This window comes from Buttiauxella cochleicola (assembly GCF_021282435.1).
Classification (GTDB): domain Bacteria; phylum Pseudomonadota; class Gammaproteobacteria; order Enterobacterales; family Enterobacteriaceae; genus Buttiauxella; species Buttiauxella massiliensis.
Genome location: NZ_JAJSOT010000005.1, coordinates 69,559 through 89,564, shown reverse-complemented (window position 1 = coordinate 89,564; position 20,006 = coordinate 69,559). Strand labels below are relative to the sequence as shown.

Genomic DNA, 20,006 nt, shown 5'->3' with positions numbered 1-20,006 from the left:
AAATTCCTCGTCCAGATAAAAACCCTGTAAATAACGATGGTTAAAATCGTTTATTATCCGGGAATATTTTCTTTCTGATCTCCAGGCACATCCTGGATAAAAATATTGACGTGATTTTTCTGAATAAACTGGAGATCTGCCAGGTCTTGTTCATCGACGTAAACCTTGCTGCTGATCTGTTTTTTCCCTTCAGAAAAATGCATATTCCCAACGTTGACATCTTTGAGGAGGACGCCACCTTCAACCAACTTCCTAACGGTGGAGGGAGTACGGCAGATCAGAAATATTTTCTGATGTGGCGCAGCTTTGGAAATAATATTTATCGTCTTTTCAATGGTAAAGAAGCGGATGCCAAAGCCGTAAGTTTCCGCTGTCATTCCCATTAATTTTTGCTGGATATCATCGTTTGCGGTTTCATCATCAACGACGATAAGAAGGTTTGCACCAATGGTGGATGTCCAGGTGACACCTACCTGGCCATGTACCAGTCGATTATCAATGCGTGTTAATAAAATGTTTGGGTTACTCATAAGTTAAATTCCTGTCGTGATTATTCCATTAATGTTACGTAAGAATATTATTGAGTTATTGTTTTTTTCATAATTCATTGAATGAAAAAGATTTTTTCTCCCGGTAATAATTGTTTAATTAAAAACGGATTTAATTGTTTTCAAATTAAAATAATGGGCGGTTTTGTTCAATTAAAAAAATATATTATTTCGGATTTTCTGTGGCATATTTATGTGCAGAGCCACAAACATTAATTTTATTTCTGATAATAGTTTTCATCGCATCCATTCCCACGCGCATGTAATAGCGGGGATCGTTACCTTCCGGATTCTCGGCAAACCATTTTTTCACCGCGTCAGCAAAGGCGATTTTTAGTTCGGTTGCGACATTTACTTTGCACACACCCAGTTCGATGGCGCGTCTGACGTATTCGTCCGGCACATCGCTTGCGCCATGCAGAACCAGCGGAATATCCACAACTTCACGAATTTCAGCCAGGCGCTGGAAATCAATTTTTGGGCGCTTGGTATAAAGCCCGTGTGCCGTGCCGATGGCAACCGCGAGGCTATCGATACCGGTGAGTTCGACGAAACGGCGTGCTTCTTGTGGGTCGGTCAGGAAGGCGCTTTCTTCGTCGACATCCATATCGTCTTCCACACCGCCGAGGCGGCCTAGCTCTGCTTCCACGCTGCAATCATGGCGGTGGCAAAAATCAACCACTGATTTCACCAGATGCACATTTTCTGCAAGTGGGAAATGGCTGCCGTCGATCATAGCGCTACGCACCCCCGCATTTACTTTGTGGCTGATATCGGCGAGCGATTCATGGTGATCAAGATGCAGTGCCAGTGGCATGTCGTAGCTTTCAGAATAGGCTTCGCATAATGCATAAATCTCTTCAAAAGCGATATGTTTGAAGGTACCTGGGGTACCCGCAAGAATCACCGGTGACTGCATTTCTTTGCAGACTTCTAAAATTGCCTGAATAGTTTCTGCGTTGTGAATATTGAATGCGGGAACGGCATAACCCCGAGCTTGTGCATCCTGCAGAAGATATTTAGTGGAAATAATACTCATGTTGTTATCCTCTCAGCCTTTCCACGGATGAATAATCACACCCTGCACAACACGGTTTACCGTGCCGCTGGCAGAAGGCGAATCAGGGGTAATACCGGCTTTGATTGATTCCGTGAGCGCGAAAATCTGCGCATACATCAGGAAACAAAAAGCCTGCTCGACGTCGATGAAATCGCGGGAAGGTGATAGCCAGATGTGTGGCCCTTTTTCCACTTCCGCGCAAGGTGAGGAGCAGATAGCGACTATGCGAAGAGCTTGTTGGTCACGGTGCAACTCAGCCAGCAAATCAAGGTCATACTGGCGTGTGTATGGATGGCTTGAAACCATGACCACAACTAACGTTTCTTTGTTTACCAGTGATTTAGGGCCATGGCGGAACCCGGTAGGGGAGTCATAAAATGCCGCCAGTTTTCCAGCCGTGAGTTCCATAACTTTCAGTGCGGATTCACGCGCTACACCTTGCAAACCGCCACTGCCGAGGTAGACAACCCGGCGGAAAGGCAAATCACCAAACACGCTTTCGCTGAGATTACCCTGTGAAGTAATGATTTCTTCACAGCGGTCAGCCACATCCTGGAAAGTGGTACTGTTGATAACATCCGGTGCAAACACGGCCAGGCAGCTTGCCATCATGGTGGTGATACTGCTGGTCATGGCGAAGCCACGGTCGTGAGTTTCTGCGGGCATTAATAACGCTAGTGCATTGCTACCTGTCTGAGCGTTTTGATACAGGCTTCCGGCTTCATTGCAGGTGATGACCAGGTGGTAGCAGTCACTGACGACCTGGTTAACTAAATCCACTGCAGCCACGCTTTCCGGGCTATTGCCGGAACGAGCAAACGAAACCAGCAATGTGGGCTGAGCTGGCGTTAAATAGTCCAGCGGATTGGTGACGAGATCGGTAGTAGGGACTGCAACAAAGTTTTTCCCGGTGTGGCGTGATAACCACGGCGTAATAATCTCGCCAATAAATGCGGAGGTTCCTGCACCCGTCAGGATAATTTTCAGTGAGGTGTTTTGCAGCAAAGGCTCAAGAAATGCGTTGATGTTGCTACGTAACGTATCGATATTTTTTAGCGATCGGATCCAGCTTTCTGGCTGTTGACGGATCTCTTTTTCAGTCCAGGTTGTTGTGCCGGAAAGACAGGCAGATTGGGTTTCGCTCATAACTCAGTCCTTAGCAGTGCAAGATCATGGGAAGTAGCACAAAACAGAAAAGGACAATCTTTCGTTTTGTTTCATTTACTCAATTTAATGCTTGAATAAAATTTATATAAAAGAAAACGAAAGGTCAATGCAAGAAAAACAATAAAACGAAAAATGTGATCTAGTGAACGGTTGGTTTAATACAACCTGTTGATTTATATGTATTAACATAAAAGAGGGTAGTGCTGATAAATTAAAAAAGAAAGGAAAAGAAAGGTCTGTCGATCAGGTGACGGCAGATAAAAGAGAGGTGTAATGAAAGAACTACAAAGGAGACGGTAGGCTGTAAATCCAGATGCTGTGCAGCAAAAGCTGTGAGCTCAGTGCAAGCAGATTGGCACTTTTGCCCACGGCGAGTGAACCTCGGTTGCTATCTAACCCCAGTAATTTTGCGGGGTGTAGTGAAGCCATGTGAACAGCGGCTTCACTCAAGGGCGGCAGACTTGCAACCGTGTTCTCATATTCCTTCCTCTACCGCCTCAGCTTCGCGGTGGCGCCCCATTTCATCCACCAGGCTGGTTAATCCGCGATGACCACACTCTAGTGCTTGCAGACGAAACTCTTGGCTGGATAAGCCTTCGCGCTCTAGCGCCATTTCCAGCAGGAGTTGCAGATTGATACCAGTAATCACTTCACGCCCAGGTTTTTGTAATGCCAGGGTTGAAGCCACGCGGAACGGTGTACCGCCAAGCAAATCGGTTAAAAACACCAGCCCATCGCTTTCATCTAATGCGCCAATGGCGTCTTCAAACTGTGATGTGAGTATTGCAGTTGATGAGGTTTCAGGGAAATCGATAGCAATAAACTGCTCTTGTTCGCCAAGAATCTGCTTCATCGCCTTTTCCAGCCCGGAGGCAAAGCCACCGTGGCCACTAAGAATAATGCTTAACATATTGTTTTCTCTCTTTTACAAGTCATCACTTATAGGAGGGGAGCAAACTTTCCGACAATGCCCAACACAACCGTAAAATCAATAAGACGTATAGCACTCAAGCTGCCGCGAACCAGCGCGGACATGCACAAATTATAAACCAATGGTAAGAAGGGGGGCATTAGCTGGTCGACATTGAACACCAACCTGGCCGTGGCTCAGTCGCTCATCAATGCGGCTTAATACAATGTTTGGCATGTTGTTTCCCCTCTTATTATGTTGGGTTTAGTTCGCTGGCTGTGCGCTCTGGCAGGCGCAATGGTACTGGTGCAACACGTCCTGGATATGGTCGATAATCAGCTCATGCGGTGTGGCTGAAATTTTTCCTTCACGGACCCTGGCGTACTGAAGAGGCAGATACTGACTGATCAATGGCAAAGGAATAAATTCACCTGCCAAATTAGTGACAAGATCTGAATACGCCTCATCAATGTCATGATCCGGCCAGTAATAGCGAATGCGATCCGAGTAGCTGTAACCGCGCGCCAGTCGGCGGTCGCTGTCATTGCCGTGATAATGGTGTTTCCAGTATTCAGGTTGCTCAAGCATCACGCTTTCAAGCACTTCCCGCAGGCCGGAGCATTTGTGAGCCGGGCGTAATTCACGTTCGATAGCAGCCAGTGAAAACAGCGCTTCGCGCAGTGCAAAGGTGAGTGCTGGGCCGACTTTTAGAATCGCAAAGTGGTTCTGCACTAGTTGCTGCAAGGCTAGTGGCGTCTGGTAATCGGTGGAGTGCGCTTCAAACACCATGGTGTCGAAGGCTTCAATCATCTGACTTAAGAAAAGTGATTTCTCAGGTTGGTAATCAATAACCTGCGTGTGGTCGAATTCTACGCCTGGCTGGACAACCAGCCCGATAATGCGTGGCCACAAGTCGCTCAAACCTTGTAATTCAAACGCATGGCGATGAGCTTCGAGCGTTGTTTTTGCGGCCTGTGGTGTAGTGACGGCGAGTTCTGCCAGGGTTTCGTGCGCGCCACCAGGGACTGGAACTTCAGTACCGATAACGTAAACCAAATCGGAAGCACCAAATTTTTCAATACAGGTTTGTTCTGCGATCTTTGCAAGCCGTGCGGCACGCATGGCAACAATGGTATCGGTCAACGGAACCGGGTCATCTGCGCAAGACATGCTGCAATCGAGGTGGATCTTTTTGAAACCTGCCGCGACATAGCAACGGATGAGCTCGTCCGCGTTACGCATGGCTTCTTCTGCGGGCAGAGCCTGCCAACGGTTCGGACCAAGGTGATCGCCCCCCAGAATGAGTTGCTCGTGTGGGAAGTGGTATTTATCTGCCATTTGTTCGACAAAACTACGGAAGTGTTCCGGTGTCATTCCGGTATAGCCGCCGTATTGATCGACCTGATTGGAAGTTGCTTCTATTAATAAGAGAGATTTTTCGTCCCGACTATGGCGCATCGCCGCTTCGAGAACTAACGGGTGAGCAGAACAAACGGCAAAAATGCCACATCGTGAATCCTGTTTATGGTCGGCCACAAACGCGGTTAAATGTTTCACTTTCCTCTCCGTATGGGTTGGCTATCTGTTTGTCTTTCGATTTGTTTCATTTAATAGTGGTGTATCGTGCGATAAAAACAAAACGAAAGATAATGGAATTGAGATCTGTTTCGCAAAAGAAACATAATGAAAGGCTATTTGACACAATGGCAGTGAATGCAGCACGCGATGTAAAGGCTTGCTTTCCGTGAAAAGAAAGGTGTTAATAGACGAAGTGAAATGAAACGAAAGGTTTTATGAAAGGATCATGTATGAATAATACCGACGCAGCAACGGACAAGCGTGTAACAGGTACAAGTGAAAGGCGTGAGCAGATCATTCAGCGTCTTCGTCAACAAGGAAGCGTGCAGGTTAATGATCTATCATCATTTTTTGGTGTCTCGACGGTGACGATCCGTAACGATCTGGCTTTTCTGGAAAAGCAGGGCGTTGCGGTGCGAGCTTATGGCGGGGCGCTAGTTTGCGATTCGGGAACTGCTGCGGTTGAACCGACCGTTGAGGATAAAAGCTCTCTGAATACTTCGCTCAAGCGCAGCATTGCGCTTGCAGCGGCGGATCTCATCAAACCAGGCCATCGCGTCATTCTTGACTCAGGTACCACCACTTATGAGATTGCGCGTTATATGCGCCACCATAAGGAAGTGATTGCGATGACCAACGGCATGAACGTGGCGAATGCGCTGCTTGAAGCTGAAGGGGTGGAGTTACTGATGACCGGTGGGCACCTGCGCCGCCAGTCGTTGTCATTTTATGGCGATCAGGCCGATCAATCTTTGCAAAACTACCACTTCGACATGCTGTTTCTGGGCGTTGATGCCATCGATCTTGAGCGCGGTGTTAGTACCCATAACGAAGATGAAGCGCGTCTAAACCGCCGGATGTGTGAAGTGGCCGAGCGTATTATCGTGGTCACGGACTCCAGTAAATTTAATCGCTCCAGCCTGCATAAAATCATTGATACCCAACGCATTCATATGGTTATCACGGATGCAGGTATTCCTGAAGAGAGCCTGAATGGTCTGCGTAAAGGCGGCATTGAAGTGGTATTGGTTGGGGAATAAAAGCTAATCGGGTTAGGGGGCGATGAGCATGGGAATGGAAACTAACTGATTTTATTAACAATTTCTCCAGTTATTCAGGCTGCATACTAATGCAGCTCTGAATATTGTTAATATACGGCATATGATGAAAAATCGTTAATAACCGCCGGCACCGCACTTCGATTTATACCTCTTATTTGTATCTAATTATCCATGTCTTCACATAATTCAAAGCCATCTTCAATCAATTGACTGAGGCTATTTTTCTCATGCATTGTTACAAGGAGATTTTTAGTTGCGCGGGTGAAACCGACATACAATCTGCGAACATGATCGGTGAGATCTTCATCTTTACCAGTAATATGGCTGGAACCCACCATTGCTACAGCTTTAAATTCAAGTCCTTTGCTGCTCTGAATCGTGACAATGCAAATGACATCGCTTACTGGATTATAATTTTTCTTGCTGTTTGAGTCCCTGAGATGTGCATGAGGAATATCATTTTCCTTAAGCACTCTTTCAAAATAATCCCCATCCTGATGGGTTGTGCAAATAATGGCAATATCGTTCCATGATTTAAGTTTTTCTTTTTGGGATTTGATCCATTGAACAACATATTTTCCTTCCTCTATTTGAGATGAAAAAATCTGAAGCTCAGGTGGCTCACCTGTGGTACCTGCGGTTTCTGGATCTATAAAACAATGTTCGCCTTCATTTTTGCTTTTTAAGTGGGCACCAGCAAAGTTATAGGCGAAGGATAATATCTCTCTGGTGTTGCGATAGTTTATACGAAGGATTTGTGTTCTTCCTTTCGCCTGAATCCCTACACTTGCCAGCGAAAAATCAAGCGTGCCACTTTTCTGATAAATAGTTTGAGCATCATCATAAAGGAAGAGTAAATGCCCATTTTCTGCATCTGTCATTTTCGATAACAGGGATAACCATTCAGGCTTGAAGTCATGGCCTTCATCAATGAGAATGGCACCATATTGCTGAGTTGGAATACCACCACGGTCAACCTCTGCAATTACATCTTCGACATGCTGCTCATAGGCTTTTCTGCTTGGGTCCGATTTTAAATTAGCTTTCGAGAATTGGTTTTTGCACCAGCCATGAAAATGCACTATTTCAACTCGGTTGCCTAATCCGGCTGCAGTAATCCTTCCCCTCAGACTAGCTGCCAATGTGACATTGAAGCAGACGACTAAAATAGGCGTCGTTAATTCTTCAGCAAGATATAAACAACGATAAAGTAATATTACTGTTTTACCCGATCCTGCAACACCATGAATAATTCGATGTCCATTCCCCATGCTTCTGGCTAAGTCTTCTTGATGGATAGACATCACTTTCGTCATTTCCGCAACCTGAACGGGTACAGTGCGGGGACTTGAGGAAAGAGCTGAATCTTCAAGTAAATCCATTTGGGAGTGGTTAAGTCGCACTTCAGGATAAATATGCCAACGCACACGATCAACTTGCTCTGTTGATAAACTATCCTTAAGTGAATATGGCAGATTATTCCAAAGTTTTGTTGCTAATAATGCAGGGTCATTAATTTCATCACTGCAAATAATCATGTGAGGAGGCAATACATTATTTTGCTCCTCAATTGTTAAAGCCGCATCCAGTTGCTTACGGGTTATAAAGCTGAAAAACACGGCATAACCATAAGGGAATAGTGGCTTTCCTGCGTATTTCCCTTCCTGGAAAACAAGCTGATTATCTGAGGCAAGTGTATTAATAGCTGTATAAGCGTATTGCCTGACTTGTTCTAAGGGATTGCCATAGGACTCTAAACGTTCATTACGTAAATACTTTACCGTTAGCTTGTCTATCTCTTTGATATTGTCAATTTTCAAGTCCTTCACCTCCAAAAAGAACATCCCCCTGTCGGGATTGAGCACAATAAAATCTGGATAGCGCTTCTGCGTTTTACTGCCTACCCATACGTCATACCAACAGAGACAATTATCGGAAAGAGTGGACTCCAGTTTCCTGCCGAGTCTTTTTTCTCCAGATGTTATTTTTCCTGAGCAACTACTTAGAGAGGGAATTAACTTGGCCATACTATTCCTTTGGGTTGTAACATCCTGAAAGTAAATCATTATAAGCAAATGTGGAGTTCTTTCAGAAGAAAAAAGGAATATCAGGAGGTAGATCATAAAAACAACATATGGAAGTAACGATATATTAATTTTAGGTTTTCTTGTGGGGATCCATCGGCGTTTCTCCACTCCAGATCTTCACCACAAATTAAACAAATGTGCCAGCGGTTAGATCGCCATTTCTTCCACCACCCTGGCGGTAGAAATGGCGGTAGAAATAGTTTTAATTGTTAACGTAGTGGATGGCATTTTTACCTAAGCCTGCGACAACTTATATCCCCGCAGTCGACTCACGCTCAGCGCAATAGCTAACACCGTCGCAACCACCGCCATCCACAAGCTGAAATGCACGGCGCTGTTTTGCGCATAAATCGACATCATCACACCGACAAACGCGGCGCCCAGGCACTGCCCGAAGGTGCGCATGATTGCCAGAACACCGGATGCATATCCGCTGTTTTCCCGCGAGGCATTGGACAACATTTCTTTGTTGTTTGGACTTTGAAAACAGCCAAAACCTATCCCGCAAATCAAACTGCGCAAACAGATATCCCACGCTTGAGCGTGTTCCGGAAGCATAGCCAGCAATGTCAGGCCAATGGCGAAGATACACAGCCCTGCTGTTGAGATTATTGCGGCTGAATATCGGTCTGCAAGGCGTCCGGCATGGGGAGCCGCGAGAATAATCCCGATGGGCCACGGTGTGAAAAGCAGTGCTGAAACCAGTGCGCTGTAACCGTAAACGCTCTGAAACAGGAAAGGCAGGGCAATGAACGTGATGCCCTGGCTGACAAAGGAGGCCAGCGAAGTGAGTGCTGCCAAGGAGAACCGTGAAGAGGCAAAGATATTGAGCGGAAGCAATGGCTTAGTCACGCGCTGCTGAACCCAGATAAATGCAAGGCCGGTGAGAATCGCGATGCTCGCGAAAATCACAGCAGTGGTCAGGTCACCGTTGCCGGGATGGGTAAATGCATCTGCGGCCATAATCAATGCGCCTAACGCAACTGCCGAAAGTAAGGCTCCGGCATAATCGAATGGTTCGCGTTTTAACGCCGGGTTATTGGGAATAACACGCAGCGTGAGTAATAAAGCGATAATGCCCAGCGGAATATTAATCGCAAACAACCATTGCCAGCTCAACGTGGAAAGAATCGTGCCTCCCAGAATCGGCGCGATGGCAGTGCTAGTGCCAATCAGCAGAGCATTGAGGCCAAGTATTCGCCCCAACAGGCGATTGGGGAAAACTGAGCGCAGTATCGCCGGGCCAATACTTAATGTTGCCGCACCACCAATACCCTGCAAAACCCGCATGATAACTAACATATCCAGTGAGGATGAGAGCGCACATCCCACAGAGGCCAACGTGAAAAGGCCAAGACCGAAGGCGAAAATCGAGCGAAATCCGATGCGGCTGGACAGGGCGGCAAATATCGCCAGTGTCATCGCCGCTGATAATAAATATCCGTTGGAAACCCAGACGGTGGCACCCAATGAAGCATCGAGTGAGCGGGCGATTTGCGGCAAGGCAATGTTGATCATCGAGCCGTCAAACACGGCCATGGTCGTCATGGTCATGACGGCGGCCATCGCTAAGCCACGCTCACGGCCCGGCAAACCTTCATCGCCTGGCTGGTCGGAAAATAGTGCCATTTTTTAATTCTCTCGCTTGGGTGTGCCAGAAATATAGCTGCACTGGAGATAAGGCGGAAGGTGCAGCATTTGCATTAATAACCTGCACCAAACGCCTTCTCTCATTTCAACGTGCGCGCTACTATTGAGTTTATGACTGAACCCGATCTGAACTTACTTATTGCTCTTGATGTGCTTCTGGCCGAAGGAAGTGTGGCAGGGGCTGCGCGTCGTCTGGGGTTAAGTGCCTCGGCAATGAGCCGAACACTAAGCCGCCTGCGCGACACCACTGGCGATCCGCTACTGGTGCGGGCTGGGCGTAATATGGTGCTGACTCCTTATGCGGAAGAAATCCGCGAGCGCACGCAAAATGCCGTCTTTGAAGCCCGCGCGATACTGCGCCCGTCATCGGATGCTTTTAATCTTGCAACACTTGAGCGCAGTTTTACCCTGCGTACTAACGCCGGATTTATTGAGATATTTGGTGCTGCGTTGATTGCTGCGGTAGCCGCCGTTGCGCCGTTGGTCCAACTGCGCTTTATGCCCAAACCAGAGAAAACAGCAAAGTACCTGCGTGAAGGTTTAATCGATCTTGAGATCGGTGTACCTGGAGAGATGGGACCAGAAATACGATTAACGGCGCTTTATCGGGATAAGTTTGTCGGCGTGGTACGAAAAGGCCACTCGCTTGAGCAAGAGGATGATATTACTGCTGCGAAGTATGCCGATTTGGGGCATGTGGTGGTTTCCCGTCATGAACGAGGAACTGGACCGGTTGATGTGCTGCTGACAGAGATGAATTTACAACGCAAAATTGCGGCAATGGTGCCGGGGTTTCCCGCGGCGATTGCGGTGGCTCAGGCATCGGATTTAGTGGCGTTGGTGCCAGCTACATTCCTGCTGAACCAGCCGGGGTTGAATGGCAATTCAGGGGAGGCGAGGCTTTATGTTTTTGAGCTGCCGGTGAAAACCAATGAGATTACGGTGTCTTTAATGTGGCATCCGCGCTCGGAAGCAGACCCGGCACATCGCTGGCTACGGCAGTTAGTGTTGAAGGTTTGCCGCGAGAAAGTGCCAGGGTGAGGCAATCATTGCCGTAATAAGAATACCCAAAATAATTCGAGTTGCAGAAAGGCGGCCAAGCCGTAAGACCCCGGGAGCATAGTAAACTATGTGACCGGGGCGCACGGGTGCAGCCAACGCATCTGCAGCTTGAAGTATTATGGGTATCAGGTCACTGGTGCTGGGTTGAAAACGGCGAGCGCGTTATGCAATCCCCACTGATCCGAGAACGTTTTCTTACGGCCACTCGCCACATCAAGAATAAATTTGAACAACTCCCAGCCGACGTCCTCAATGGTCGCTTCACCGGTGGCGATAGTGCCCGCGTTGATATCCATTAAGTCATACCAACGGTTGGCCAGTGCGGTACGGGTGGCCATTTTAATCACCGGAACTGCCAACAAACCGTATGGCGTACCGCGACCGGTCGTGAACACTTGCACCGTGATGCCGGATGCCACCTGTTGGGTGCCGCAAACGAAATCGCTCGCCGGTGTTGCGGCGAAAATCAGGCCGCGTTTGGTTGGACGCTGCCCTGGGGAAAGCACCTCAACAATGGCGCTTTGGCCTGATTTAGCAATTGAACCGAGTGCTTTTTCCACCACGTTTGCCAGGCCACCTTTTTTGTTGCCAGGCGACGGGTTGGCGCTGCGGTCTGTTTTACCCATATCAAGATAGTTGTCATACCATTCCATCTCTTCGAGCAGGCGCTTACCCACTTCTTCGTTGATGGCACGCGGTGTTAGCAGGTGAATAGCATCACGCACTTCGGTAACTTCAGAGAACATCACCGTTGCACCACAACGCACCAGCAGGTCAGAAGCGTAGCCCACAGCTGGGTTCGCGGTTACGCCGGAGAACGCATCGCTGCCGCCACACTGCATACCGACAACCAGATCAGACGCCGGGCAAGTTTCGCGTTGACGTTGGTTCAGTTTGACCAGATGGCGCTCAGCAACGTTGAGAATGTCATCGACCATCGATTTAAAGCCGACGTGGTGTTCATCTTGCAGACGCACAATGCTGGCATCGCCAACATTAATCGACTGCACGTCATCGGTGCCTTCCAGCAGGCGCTCTGGCTGCAATTTTTCGCAACCCAGGCCGATGACCATAATCTCACCGCCAAAGTTCGGATTCAGAGAGATGTTATGGATGGTGCGAATAGGAATGACTGCCGCAGGGGCGTTGATCGCCACGCCGCAACCGTACAGATGATTGAGACCGACCACGCCGTCAACGTTCGGGTAGCGCGGCAGCAAATCACGTTCAATAATTTTGATGACGTAATCGACCACACCTGCAACGCAATGCACGCTGGTGGTGATGCCAAGCAGGTTTTTGGTGCCGACGCTGCCGTCGGCGTTGCGATAACCTTCAAAGGTATAACCTTCCAGTGGCGGCAGTGGCTCAGGTACTTTCGTGGCTAATGGCAAAGTGTGGAGCGGTGGCGCTTTTGGCAATTCCACTAATGATTCGTCAATCCAGCTACCGCGTGGAATATCACGTACCGCGTAGCCAATCACTTCGCCATAACGAACAATTTCGCCATGTGCCGGAATATCAACCAGTGCGGCTTTGTGCCCTTGCGGGATATGTTCGATAAGTTCTAATCCATCCGGAAAACGGGTGCCAGCTTTCAGCCCATTATCATTAACAATAATAGCGACATTATCTGTCTCATGAACTTTTATATAAAAAGAACCAGGGGGTTGTTGTTTAATTTCAATATTCGACATTGCCGCTATTCTCCAGAATTTTTTTCTAATCGTGACTTCTCACAAGCTAAATAAAGAATGTCAGGCCGTGAGAAATAAAAATGTGAGCGAGATCACTTTATATTGCGAGGCATTGCCCACCAGGCAGGGTTATCTATGAAATTGTGCAATACACCCCACAAACATGTGCATAAGTTTAATTATTTGGCTTTTAAAGTGTTATCTATTGGGCGTATGCCTAATGTCCATTTGTTCTGTGCTGGCTATACTGTGTTGCGAATGACAAACACCAGGTTAATTTCAGAGAGCAGTATTATCCCGAAAATATATTCGTGAAATACTGCTTATATAAATAAAAAATCCTTGAATTAAGTACCCGCAACAGAGGATGTAGAAAATGATGTTAGATACAGCTGTGGAAGCAAAAAAAGGGAAGCACACCCGATACTTAATATTATTAATTATCTTTATTGTGACGACGATTAACTACGCCGATCGCGCCACACTCTCTATTGCGGGTACTGAAGTTGCTAAAGAATTACAGCTCAGTGCCATCTCAATGGGCTATATTTTCTCCGCATTTGGTTGGGCGTACCTGCTGATGCAAATCCCTGGCGGCTGGCTGCTTGACCGCTACGGTTCAAAGAAAGTTTACACCTACAGTTTGTTCTTCTGGTCGCTGTTCACCTTCATGCAAGGCTTTGTCGACATGGTGCCGCTGGCCTATGCGGGCATTTCCATGTTCTTCATGCGCTTTATGCTCGGCTTCTCCGAAGCGCCGTCATTCCCGGCAAACGCCCGTATTGTTGCGGCCTGGTTCCCGACAAAAGAACGCGGCACCGCTTCAGCCATTTTTAACTCTGCACAATATTTCTCGCTGGCGCTGTTCTCTCCGTTACTCGGCTGGCTTACCTTCGCATGGGGTTGGGAGCATGTGTTTACCGTGATGGGCGGCATCGGTTTTGTGCTGACCTTCTTGTGGGTGAAGTTTATCCATAACCCAACTGACCACCCGCGTATGTCAAAAGAAGAGCTGGATTACATCACTCAAGGCGGCGCAGTGGTTGATATGGACCACAAAAAACCAGGTGCCGTGGTTGAAGGTCCAAAACTACATTACATCAAACAGTTACTGACTAACCGTATGATGCTGGGCGTGTTCTTCGGTCAGTACTTCATTAACACCATTACCTGGTTCTTCCTGACCTGGTTCCCGATTTACCTGGTGCAAGATAAAGGCATGTCGATCCTGAAAGTAGGGATGGTTGCTTCAATCCCGGCGCTGTGTGGCTTCGCAGGTGGTGTGTTGGGTGGCGTATTCTCTGATTCGTTAATCAAGCGCGGTTACTCACTGACCGTTGCTCGTAAGATACCGATTGTTCTCGGGATGCTACTTGCTTCGACCATCATTCTTTGTAACTACACCGAAAGCACGGCTCTGGTTATCACCCTGATGGCATTCGCTTTCTTCGGTAAAGGTTTTGGCGCGCTGGGCTGGCCGGTTATTGCCGACACCGCACCAAAAGAGATGGTTGGCCTGTGTGGTGCTGTGTTCAACGTGTTCGGTAACGTTGCTTCTATCGTGACTCCACTGGTGATTGGTTACCTGGTTTCTGAACTTCACTCCTTTAATGCAGCGCTGATCTTCGTAGGCTGTTCGGCGCTGATGGCAATGGTTTGTTATCTGTTCGTAGTTGGTGACATTAAACGTATGGAATTGCAGAAGTAATTAACGCAACAGATAACCTGATAAATAAGGGCAAAAGATGAATACCAATGTTTTCCCCAATAAATTCAAAGCGGCGCTGGCGGCAAATCAGATTCAAATAGGTTGCTGGTCTGCGCTGGCAAACCCAATCAGCACCGAAGTGCTGGGCCTGGCCGGGTTCGACTGGATTGTGCTGGATGGCGAACATGCGCCAAACGATATCTCCACTTTTATTCCGCAATTGATGGCGTTAAAAGGCAGTGAAAGTGCCGCTGTAGTTCGCGCACCGACCAACGACCCGGTGATCATCAAGCGCCTGCTGGATATCGGTTTCTATAACTTCCTGATTCCGTTTGTTGAGACTCAGGAAGAGGCGGTGCTGGCGGTCTCTTCAACCCGCTATCCACCTGAAGGGATTCGTGGCGTGTCCGTTTCACACCGCGCCAATATGTTTGGCACCGTGCCGGATTACTTCGCGCAGTCCAACAAGAACATCACGATTCTGGTGCAAATCGAAAGCCAGCAGGGCGTGGATAACGTTGATGCCATCGCTACAACCGACGGTGTGGATGGCATTTTCGTTGGGCCAAGCGACCTGGCTGCGGCATTAGGCCATCTGGGTAATGCTTCACACCCGGACGTGCAGCAATGCATCAAACACATCTTTGCTCGCGCTAAAGCGCACGGTAAACCAGCCGGCATTCTGGCACCAGCTGAAGCCGATGCGCGCCGTTATATGGAATGGGGTGCGACCTTTGTCGCCGTCGGTAGCGACTTAGGTTGCTTCCGCGCGGCAACACAGAAACTGGCTGATTCTTTTAAAAAATAACTACCACCTAAAGAGAGAGACTGAATTATGACACTGAAAGTTGGGTTTATTGGCCTGGGCATCATGGGCAAACCAATGAGTAAAAACCTCATCAAAGCCGGTTATTCCCTGGTGGTTGCCGACCGTAATCCCGAGGTGATTGCTGAACTTATCACCGCCGGTGCAGAAACTGCTGCAACACCGAAAGATATCGCCGAGCAGTGCGATGTGATTATCACCATGCTGCCAAACTCCCCACACGTGAAAGAAGTGGCGTTGGGTGAGAACGGCATTATTGAAGGCGCGAAGCCAGGCACTGTGGTTATCGACATGAGTTCCATCGCTCCGCTGGCGAGCCGCGAAATCAGCGAAGCGCTGAAAGCAAAAGGCATCGATATGCTGGATGCGCCGGTGAGCGGCGGCGAGCCAAAAGCGATCGAAGGCACGTTGTCTGTGATGGTTGGCGGCGACAAAGTAATTTTCGACAAGTATTACGACCTGCTGAAATCCATGGCCGGTTCCGTGGTGCACACCGGTGATATCGGTGCGGGTAACGTTACCAAACTGGCAAACCAGGTGATTGTAGCTTTGAACATTGCTGCGATGTCTGAAGCGCTGGTACTGGCAACCAAAGCGGGCGTGAATCCTGAACTGGTATTCCAGGCGATTCGTGGCGGCCTGGCGGGCAGCACCGTTCTGGAAGCAAAAGCGCCAATGGTGCTGGATCGCAACTTCAAGCCAGGTTTCCGCATCGACCTGCACATTAAAGATCTGGCAAATGCGCTGGATACTTCCCACGGTGTTGGCGCTCAATTGCCACTGACCGCCGCCGTAATGGAAATGATGCAGGCGCTGCGTGCAGACGGCCATGGTAACGACGACCACAGCGCAATCGCGTGCTACTACGAAAAACTGGCGAAAGTAGAAGTCAGCAAATAAAAGAGATGGGCACCTCTCGGTGCCCGATTTTCTCGGCACTTTTTTGGCATGGACACATTATGAAAATCGTAATCGCACCCGACTCTTATAAAGAAAGCCTCTCGGCGGTTGATGTGGCTAAGGCCATTGAAAAAGGTTTCCGCGAAATATTTCCTGATGCGGAATATATATCGGTCCCGGTTGCGGATGGCGGGGAAGGTACGGTCGATGCCATGATCAGTGCAACACAAGGCAAGAAAATCACCACTACGGTGACCGGGCCGCTGGGCGAGCCAGTTACAGCATATTGGGGTATGTCCGGTGACGGTAAAACCGCGTTTATCGAAATGGCTGAAGCCAGTGGGCTTGCACTGGTGCCAATCGTGAACCGCAATCCTCTAATTACGACTTCGCACGGTACTGGTGAGCTGATCTTACGGGCTCTGGATAACGGTGCGCGCAACATTATTATCGGCATCGGTGGCAGCGCAACTAACGACGGTGGAGCGGGCATGGTGCAGGCGCTGGGCGCGAAACTGTCTGATGCAGTCGGTAAAGAAATTAGTCACGGTGGTGGCAGTTTAATGAGCCTGAACAGCATTGATATGTCAGGTCTCGACAGCCGTTTGGCTGACTGCGTGATTAACGTTGCCTGTGATGTGACGAATCCATTAATTGGTGACAACGGTGCTTCACGTGTGTTCGGGCCACAAAAAGGGGCCGATGAAGCGATGATTCTTGAGCTGGACGCTAATCTTGCTCACTTTGCTGATGTGATTAAAAAAGATTTACGCATCGATGTGAAAAATGCCCCTGGAGCGGGTGCGGCGGGCGGCATGGGCGCGGCATTGATGGCGTTTCTCGGCGCGGAATTGCGTAGTGGAGTCGAGATAGTGACTGAAGCTCTGCGCCTTGAAGAACATATTCACGATTGTTCGCTGGTGGTGACTGGTGAAGGGCGTATGGACAGTCAGAGTATCCGCGGCAAAGTCCCGGTGGGCGTGGCTGCGGTCGCCAAAAAGTACCACAAACCCGTGATTGGGATTGCCGGCTCGCTGACCAGTGATGTTGCTATTGTTCATCAGTACGGCATTGATGCCGTGTTTAGCGTGCTCAATAGTATCGGCACATTGGAAGAAGCGCTGAAAAATGCGTTCGATAATATTTACCGTGCTTCGCGTGATATTGCGGCAACCGTTGAGATTGGGATGAACATCACTCGTTAAGCATGCGTGACATGGAGGGGCAAACCCTCTATAATCCGCGCCGAAGCTGACCAGACAGTCGCCGCTTCGTCGTCGTCCTTCTTCGGAAGGAGACGGGCGGAGGGGAGGAAAGTCCGGGCTCCATAGGGCAGGGTGCCAGGTAACGCCTGGGGGGGTAACCCACGACCAGTGCAACAGAGAGCAAACCGCCGATGGCCCGCGCAAGCGGGATCAGGTAAGGGTGAAAGGGTGCGGTAAGAGCGCACCGCGCGGCTGGTAACAGTCCGTGGCACGGTAAACTCCACCCGGAGCAAGGCCAAATAGGGGTTCATAAGGTACGGCCCGTACTGAACCCGGGTAGGCTGCTTGAGCCAGTGAGCGATTGCTGGCCTAGATGAATGACTGTCCACGACAGAACCCGGCTTATCGGTCAGTTTCGACTTCTTTAAAAACAATACGTTGGTGTGTCTCAGGCCTTTAAAGGTGAAAATGTGACACAGACTGTGATACAGAAGAGGCACACCAACGGTTGTTCCATCCCCAATATCCTCAAGCGTGGCAACCGCTACAGTCTTCATTTCAGATTACCAGCAGGACGTTTCTTTCGCGCTTCTCTTAGCTGCGATTCTGCCAGCAGAGCAAAATTCATTTCTTCTCGACTTTCAATATTCATTTCTCTTGTAAAATCGTCCAAGATGGAACCAACGCTATTAATGGATATAGTGCAGAAAATGAAGAAGTTAGAGCAAAACGATATTGATAGTTATTTGCTTAAAATTCAGGCAGGTTTTTACGACGCTGCAAAGAAAATTCCCTCAACAGTACGTAGCACTCTGCGACAATCAGGTTCATTAGCCCAAGAGAAAAGCAACGCATTTCATTTCGGACAACTGCTTGATGGAACCTTCAAACAAGATGTTGAACCGATGTCGACAGATTCAGTCATTGAACAACTTGGCAGCCAGTTTGATCTTACGGGCATGGAGGATGAAATAGATTATTTGGCCTCAGAGTACGATCTTCTCTGGAGACATTATTGCGATGCACACTTAGCCTTTATGGAGAACCGCAATTCTGATTATCGTCAGATCTTGAGTTCTATGCGTCCAGATCGCGAATATGCCTCCATTCCAGCAGAGAAACCCCAAGAACAATTGATACCCGCCATTACGCTCTCTCAAGCGTGGGAAGGGTTTGTCAGATTTAAATCCGACTGGAAGCCGCAGATCCGGCAGGGTAACGAAAAATATTTCGAGGTGATTAAAGCGGTGCTGGGAGCTGATACATCAGTTACAGATATCAACCGACGCGATATTAAAAATTTGCTCGAAGTAGTTGAAGGACTGCCACGTCAAAACAAGAAGCCATACAACAAAATGACGATCCAGCAATGTCTCGATCTGGATGAAATTCCTGATGACGATCTCATATCGAGCAAGACAGTTAGAGATTATCTGAAACTTTGTCAGAGTCTGTTTTCCACCTACTTAACCGTGGAAATCGGAGCGCTGGATAGAGCGCCAACGGATAAAGTCAGATACGAAGCTCAAAGCAAGAGTTATGGCAACTATAGCCGTACAGAGATGCGAAGGCTGGTTGAGCACTTCACGACACTTGAAGACTGGAAGAAATGGGTGTTCTTGTTACTGTCATACACCGGTGCCAGACGTGCTGAGATATCGAAACTGACGGTATCGGATATCCGCTTTGATGACGACAGCCAGTGGCACTATATCATGATAGAAGACAGCAAAACGGATGCCGGGACGCGACAAGTTCCCCTCGCGCCTCGTCTCGTTGAGATGGGTTTCTTAAAATACGTGCAAGGTAAAGCGGCAGGTGAAAAGCTCTTTCCTGAAATAACTAACAGTACGCAACTTACTCGCATTTTCCATGTTATACGTGAGACGTTGGATATCGATTATATGGACGACTACAAAAGCCGACGTATCGTACATAGTTTACGCCACACTTTTATCACCGAAGTGCAGAAGACTAACAACACACAACTTGTGCAACAGGTGGTTGGTCATGAGCATTCAAACATAGGGCAGACGCAACGTTACACCCACCGATTCACTGTTTCTGATTTACTACCGGTTGTTAACAGTTTTGATTGGTTCAAATGAGAATTCCTCTCAAAAAGGTTGACTTTTCAAAGTAAATGCTGTAAAATCAATGGGTAGGGTGAAATCCCTCCCCACTGCCATAAGGAGCATAATGTATGTAACGCCCACGCCAGCCGCTTTCACATCTCCCACCGATGAAGAGCGTACCAAACTGGCAACACTCTTGAATACCGTTGACCTACGCGCGACAACCCCAAGGATCAACGTCCTGCACTACCTGAGCACAACCGATGTCCCTGTTACTGCTGAGATGGTCTCACGATACGTCGATCTCCCGTTATCCACAGCTTATCGGGCTTTGACGGCGCTTGAGGTCAACAGTTTGGCGGGAGTGACTTTCGGACGCTCCGAGGTAACTCGCTGGTTCCGGTTCCTCCCGGACAGGCCTCAGCATTGCCCTGCGTGCGGGCAGAGCTTCTATACAGAGTACGCGTAAGCC

The 20,006-nt window shown here is 48.5% G+C and carries 17 protein-coding genes, 1 other RNA gene and 1 pseudogene; 9 read left to right on the top strand and 10 right to left on the bottom strand.

Features of this window, described 5'->3' with window-relative positions; all coding sequences use genetic code 11:
• Positions 1–53 precede the first annotated feature (53 nt).
• From agaB to kbaZ, 7 genes and pseudogenes are all read right to left on the bottom strand, one after another.
• Positions 54–530, bottom strand: coding sequence for a PTS galactosamine transporter subunit IIB (agaB, locus tag LVQ77_RS13180; protein ID WP_232865637.1), 477 nt, complete (start codon positions 528–530; stop codon positions 54–56).
• 184 nt (positions 531–714) lie between these two features.
• A complete protein-coding gene (gene kbaY, locus LVQ77_RS13175; protein WP_232865636.1) occupies positions 715–1,587 on the bottom strand; it encodes a tagatose-bisphosphate aldolase subunit KbaY in 873 nt (290 codons plus the stop codon).
• 12 nt (positions 1,588–1,599) lie between these two features.
• Positions 1,600–2,754 (bottom strand): SIS domain-containing protein, encoded by a 1,155-nt coding sequence (locus tag LVQ77_RS13170; protein WP_232865635.1) that lies wholly within the window; start codon positions 2,752–2,754, stop codon positions 1,600–1,602.
• 303 nt (positions 2,755–3,057) lie between these two features.
• On the bottom strand, positions 3,058–3,225 hold the full coding sequence (locus LVQ77_RS13165; protein WP_370639860.1) for an amidohydrolase family protein: 168 nt from the start codon (positions 3,223–3,225) through the stop codon (positions 3,058–3,060).
• A gap of 25 nt (positions 3,226–3,250) precedes the next feature.
• Entirely contained in the window at positions 3,251–3,685 is a 435-nt protein-coding gene (gene agaF / locus LVQ77_RS13160; RefSeq protein ID WP_232865634.1) for a PTS galactosamine/N-acetylgalactosamine transporter subunit IIA, read from the bottom strand.
• Between the two features lie 174 nt (positions 3,686–3,859).
• Positions 3,860–3,922: pseudogene (locus tag LVQ77_RS13155) on the bottom strand (PTS N-acetylgalactosamine transporter subunit IIB); the annotation flags it as partial.
• Positions 3,923–3,949: 27 nt separating this feature from the next.
• The gene (gene kbaZ, locus LVQ77_RS13150; protein WP_232904647.1) at positions 3,950–5,242 is read right to left on the bottom strand and encodes a tagatose-bisphosphate aldolase subunit KbaZ; all 1,293 of its coding nucleotides are present in this window, start codon (positions 5,240–5,242) and stop codon (positions 3,950–3,952) included.
• Between the two features lie 251 nt (positions 5,243–5,493).
• Here kbaZ and LVQ77_RS13145 point away from each other — a divergent pair, with 251 nt between their 5' ends.
• Positions 5,494–6,303, top strand: a complete 810-nt coding sequence (locus LVQ77_RS13145; protein WP_232865632.1) for a DeoR family transcriptional regulator — start codon at positions 5,494–5,496, stop codon at positions 6,301–6,303.
• Between the two features lie 182 nt (positions 6,304–6,485).
• Here LVQ77_RS13145 and LVQ77_RS13140 read toward each other — a convergent pair whose 3' ends face one another.
• Positions 6,486–8,351: a 3'-5' exonuclease gene (locus LVQ77_RS13140; RefSeq protein WP_232904646.1), complete on the bottom strand. Its 1,866-nt coding sequence runs from the start codon at positions 8,349–8,351 to the stop codon at positions 6,486–6,488.
• A gap of 294 nt (positions 8,352–8,645) precedes the next feature.
• Positions 8,646–10,040 (bottom strand): MFS transporter, encoded by a 1,395-nt coding sequence (locus LVQ77_RS13135; protein ID WP_232865629.1) that lies wholly within the window; start codon positions 10,038–10,040, stop codon positions 8,646–8,648.
• Between the two features lie 132 nt (positions 10,041–10,172).
• Here LVQ77_RS13135 and LVQ77_RS13130 point away from each other — a divergent pair, with 132 nt between their 5' ends.
• A complete protein-coding gene (locus tag LVQ77_RS13130) occupies positions 10,173–11,102 on the top strand; it encodes a LysR family transcriptional regulator (protein WP_232865628.1) in 930 nt (309 codons plus the stop codon).
• Positions 11,103–11,248: 146 nt separating this feature from the next.
• On the opposite strand, the gene garD is transcribed toward LVQ77_RS13130, so the two are convergent.
• Entirely contained in the window at positions 11,249–12,820 is a 1,572-nt protein-coding gene (gene garD, locus LVQ77_RS13125) for a galactarate dehydratase (protein WP_232865627.1), read from the bottom strand.
• A 376-nt stretch (positions 12,821–13,196) separates the two neighbouring features.
• Here garD and LVQ77_RS13120 point away from each other — a divergent pair, with 376 nt between their 5' ends.
• The 7 genes from LVQ77_RS13120 (at position 13,197) to LVQ77_RS22370 (ending at position 20,003) form a co-directional block, all read left to right on the top strand.
• Positions 13,197–14,528 carry an MFS transporter gene (locus LVQ77_RS13120; protein WP_232904645.1) on the top strand — a complete coding sequence of 444 codons (1,332 nt, stop codon included), beginning with the start codon at positions 13,197–13,199 and terminating at the stop codon, positions 14,526–14,528.
• A 37-nt stretch (positions 14,529–14,565) separates the two neighbouring features.
• Complete coding sequence (gene garL / locus LVQ77_RS13115) at positions 14,566–15,336, top strand: 2-dehydro-3-deoxyglucarate aldolase (RefSeq protein WP_232865625.1); 771 nt, start codon at positions 14,566–14,568, stop codon at positions 15,334–15,336.
• Positions 15,337–15,363: 27 nt separating this feature from the next.
• Complete coding sequence (garR, locus tag LVQ77_RS13110; protein ID WP_232865624.1) at positions 15,364–16,254, top strand: 2-hydroxy-3-oxopropionate reductase; 891 nt, start codon at positions 15,364–15,366, stop codon at positions 16,252–16,254.
• Positions 16,255–16,313: 59 nt separating this feature from the next.
• Positions 16,314–17,459: a glycerate 2-kinase gene (gene garK / locus LVQ77_RS13105; protein ID WP_232865623.1), complete on the top strand. Its 1,146-nt coding sequence runs from the start codon at positions 16,314–16,316 to the stop codon at positions 17,457–17,459.
• Positions 17,460–17,501: 42 nt separating this feature from the next.
• Positions 17,502–17,880: RNase P RNA component class A (gene rnpB / locus LVQ77_RS13100), an RNA gene on the top strand.
• Positions 17,881–17,929: 49 nt separating this feature from the next.
• On the top strand, positions 17,930–19,567 hold the full coding sequence (locus tag LVQ77_RS13095) for a tyrosine-type recombinase/integrase (protein ID WP_232904644.1): 1,638 nt from the start codon (positions 17,930–17,932) through the stop codon (positions 19,565–19,567).
• A gap of 49 nt (positions 19,568–19,616) precedes the next feature.
• Positions 19,617–20,003, top strand: coding sequence for a helix-turn-helix domain-containing protein (locus LVQ77_RS22370; RefSeq protein WP_370645034.1), 387 nt, complete (start codon positions 19,617–19,619; stop codon positions 20,001–20,003).
• The last annotated feature ends 3 nt before the right edge of the window (positions 20,004–20,006 follow it).

Bases quoted from the DNA above. Each gene is read 5' to 3' on its own strand.
- LVQ77_RS13145 (WP_232865632.1), top strand. From the start codon at position 5,494: ATGAATAATACCGACGCAGCAACGGACAAGCGTGTAACAGGTACAAGT.
- LVQ77_RS13130 (WP_232865628.1), top strand. From the start codon at position 10,173: ATGACTGAACCCGATCTGAACTTACTTATTGCTCTTGATGTGCTTCTG.
- LVQ77_RS22370 (WP_370645034.1), top strand. From the start codon at position 19,617: ATGGGTAGGGTGAAATCCCTCCCCACTGCCATAAGGAGCATAATGTAT.
- garL (WP_232865625.1), top strand. From the start codon at position 14,566: ATGAATACCAATGTTTTCCCCAATAAATTCAAAGCGGCGCTGGCGGCA.
- LVQ77_RS13135 (WP_232865629.1), bottom strand. From the start codon at position 10,040: ATGGCACTATTTTCCGACCAGCCAGGCGATGAAGGTTTGCCGGGCCGT.
- agaB (WP_232865637.1), bottom strand. From the start codon at position 530: ATGAGTAACCCAAACATTTTATTAACACGCATTGATAATCGACTGGTA.
- kbaY (WP_232865636.1), bottom strand. From the start codon at position 1,587: ATGAGTATTATTTCCACTAAATATCTTCTGCAGGATGCACAAGCTCGG.
- garD (WP_232865627.1), bottom strand. From the start codon at position 12,820: ATGTCGAATATTGAAATTAAACAACAACCCCCTGGTTCTTTTTATATA.
- LVQ77_RS13170 (WP_232865635.1), bottom strand. From the start codon at position 2,754: ATGAGCGAAACCCAATCTGCCTGTCTTTCCGGCACAACAACCTGGACT.
- agaF (WP_232865634.1), bottom strand. From the start codon at position 3,685: ATGTTAAGCATTATTCTTAGTGGCCACGGTGGCTTTGCCTCCGGGCTG.
- LVQ77_RS13120 (WP_232904645.1), top strand. From the start codon at position 13,197: ATGATGTTAGATACAGCTGTGGAAGCAAAAAAAGGGAAGCACACCCGA.
- LVQ77_RS13140 (WP_232904646.1), bottom strand. From the start codon at position 8,351: ATGGCCAAGTTAATTCCCTCTCTAAGTAGTTGCTCAGGAAAAATAACA.
- garK (WP_232865623.1), top strand. From the start codon at position 16,314: ATGAAAATCGTAATCGCACCCGACTCTTATAAAGAAAGCCTCTCGGCG.
- garR (WP_232865624.1), top strand. From the start codon at position 15,364: ATGACACTGAAAGTTGGGTTTATTGGCCTGGGCATCATGGGCAAACCA.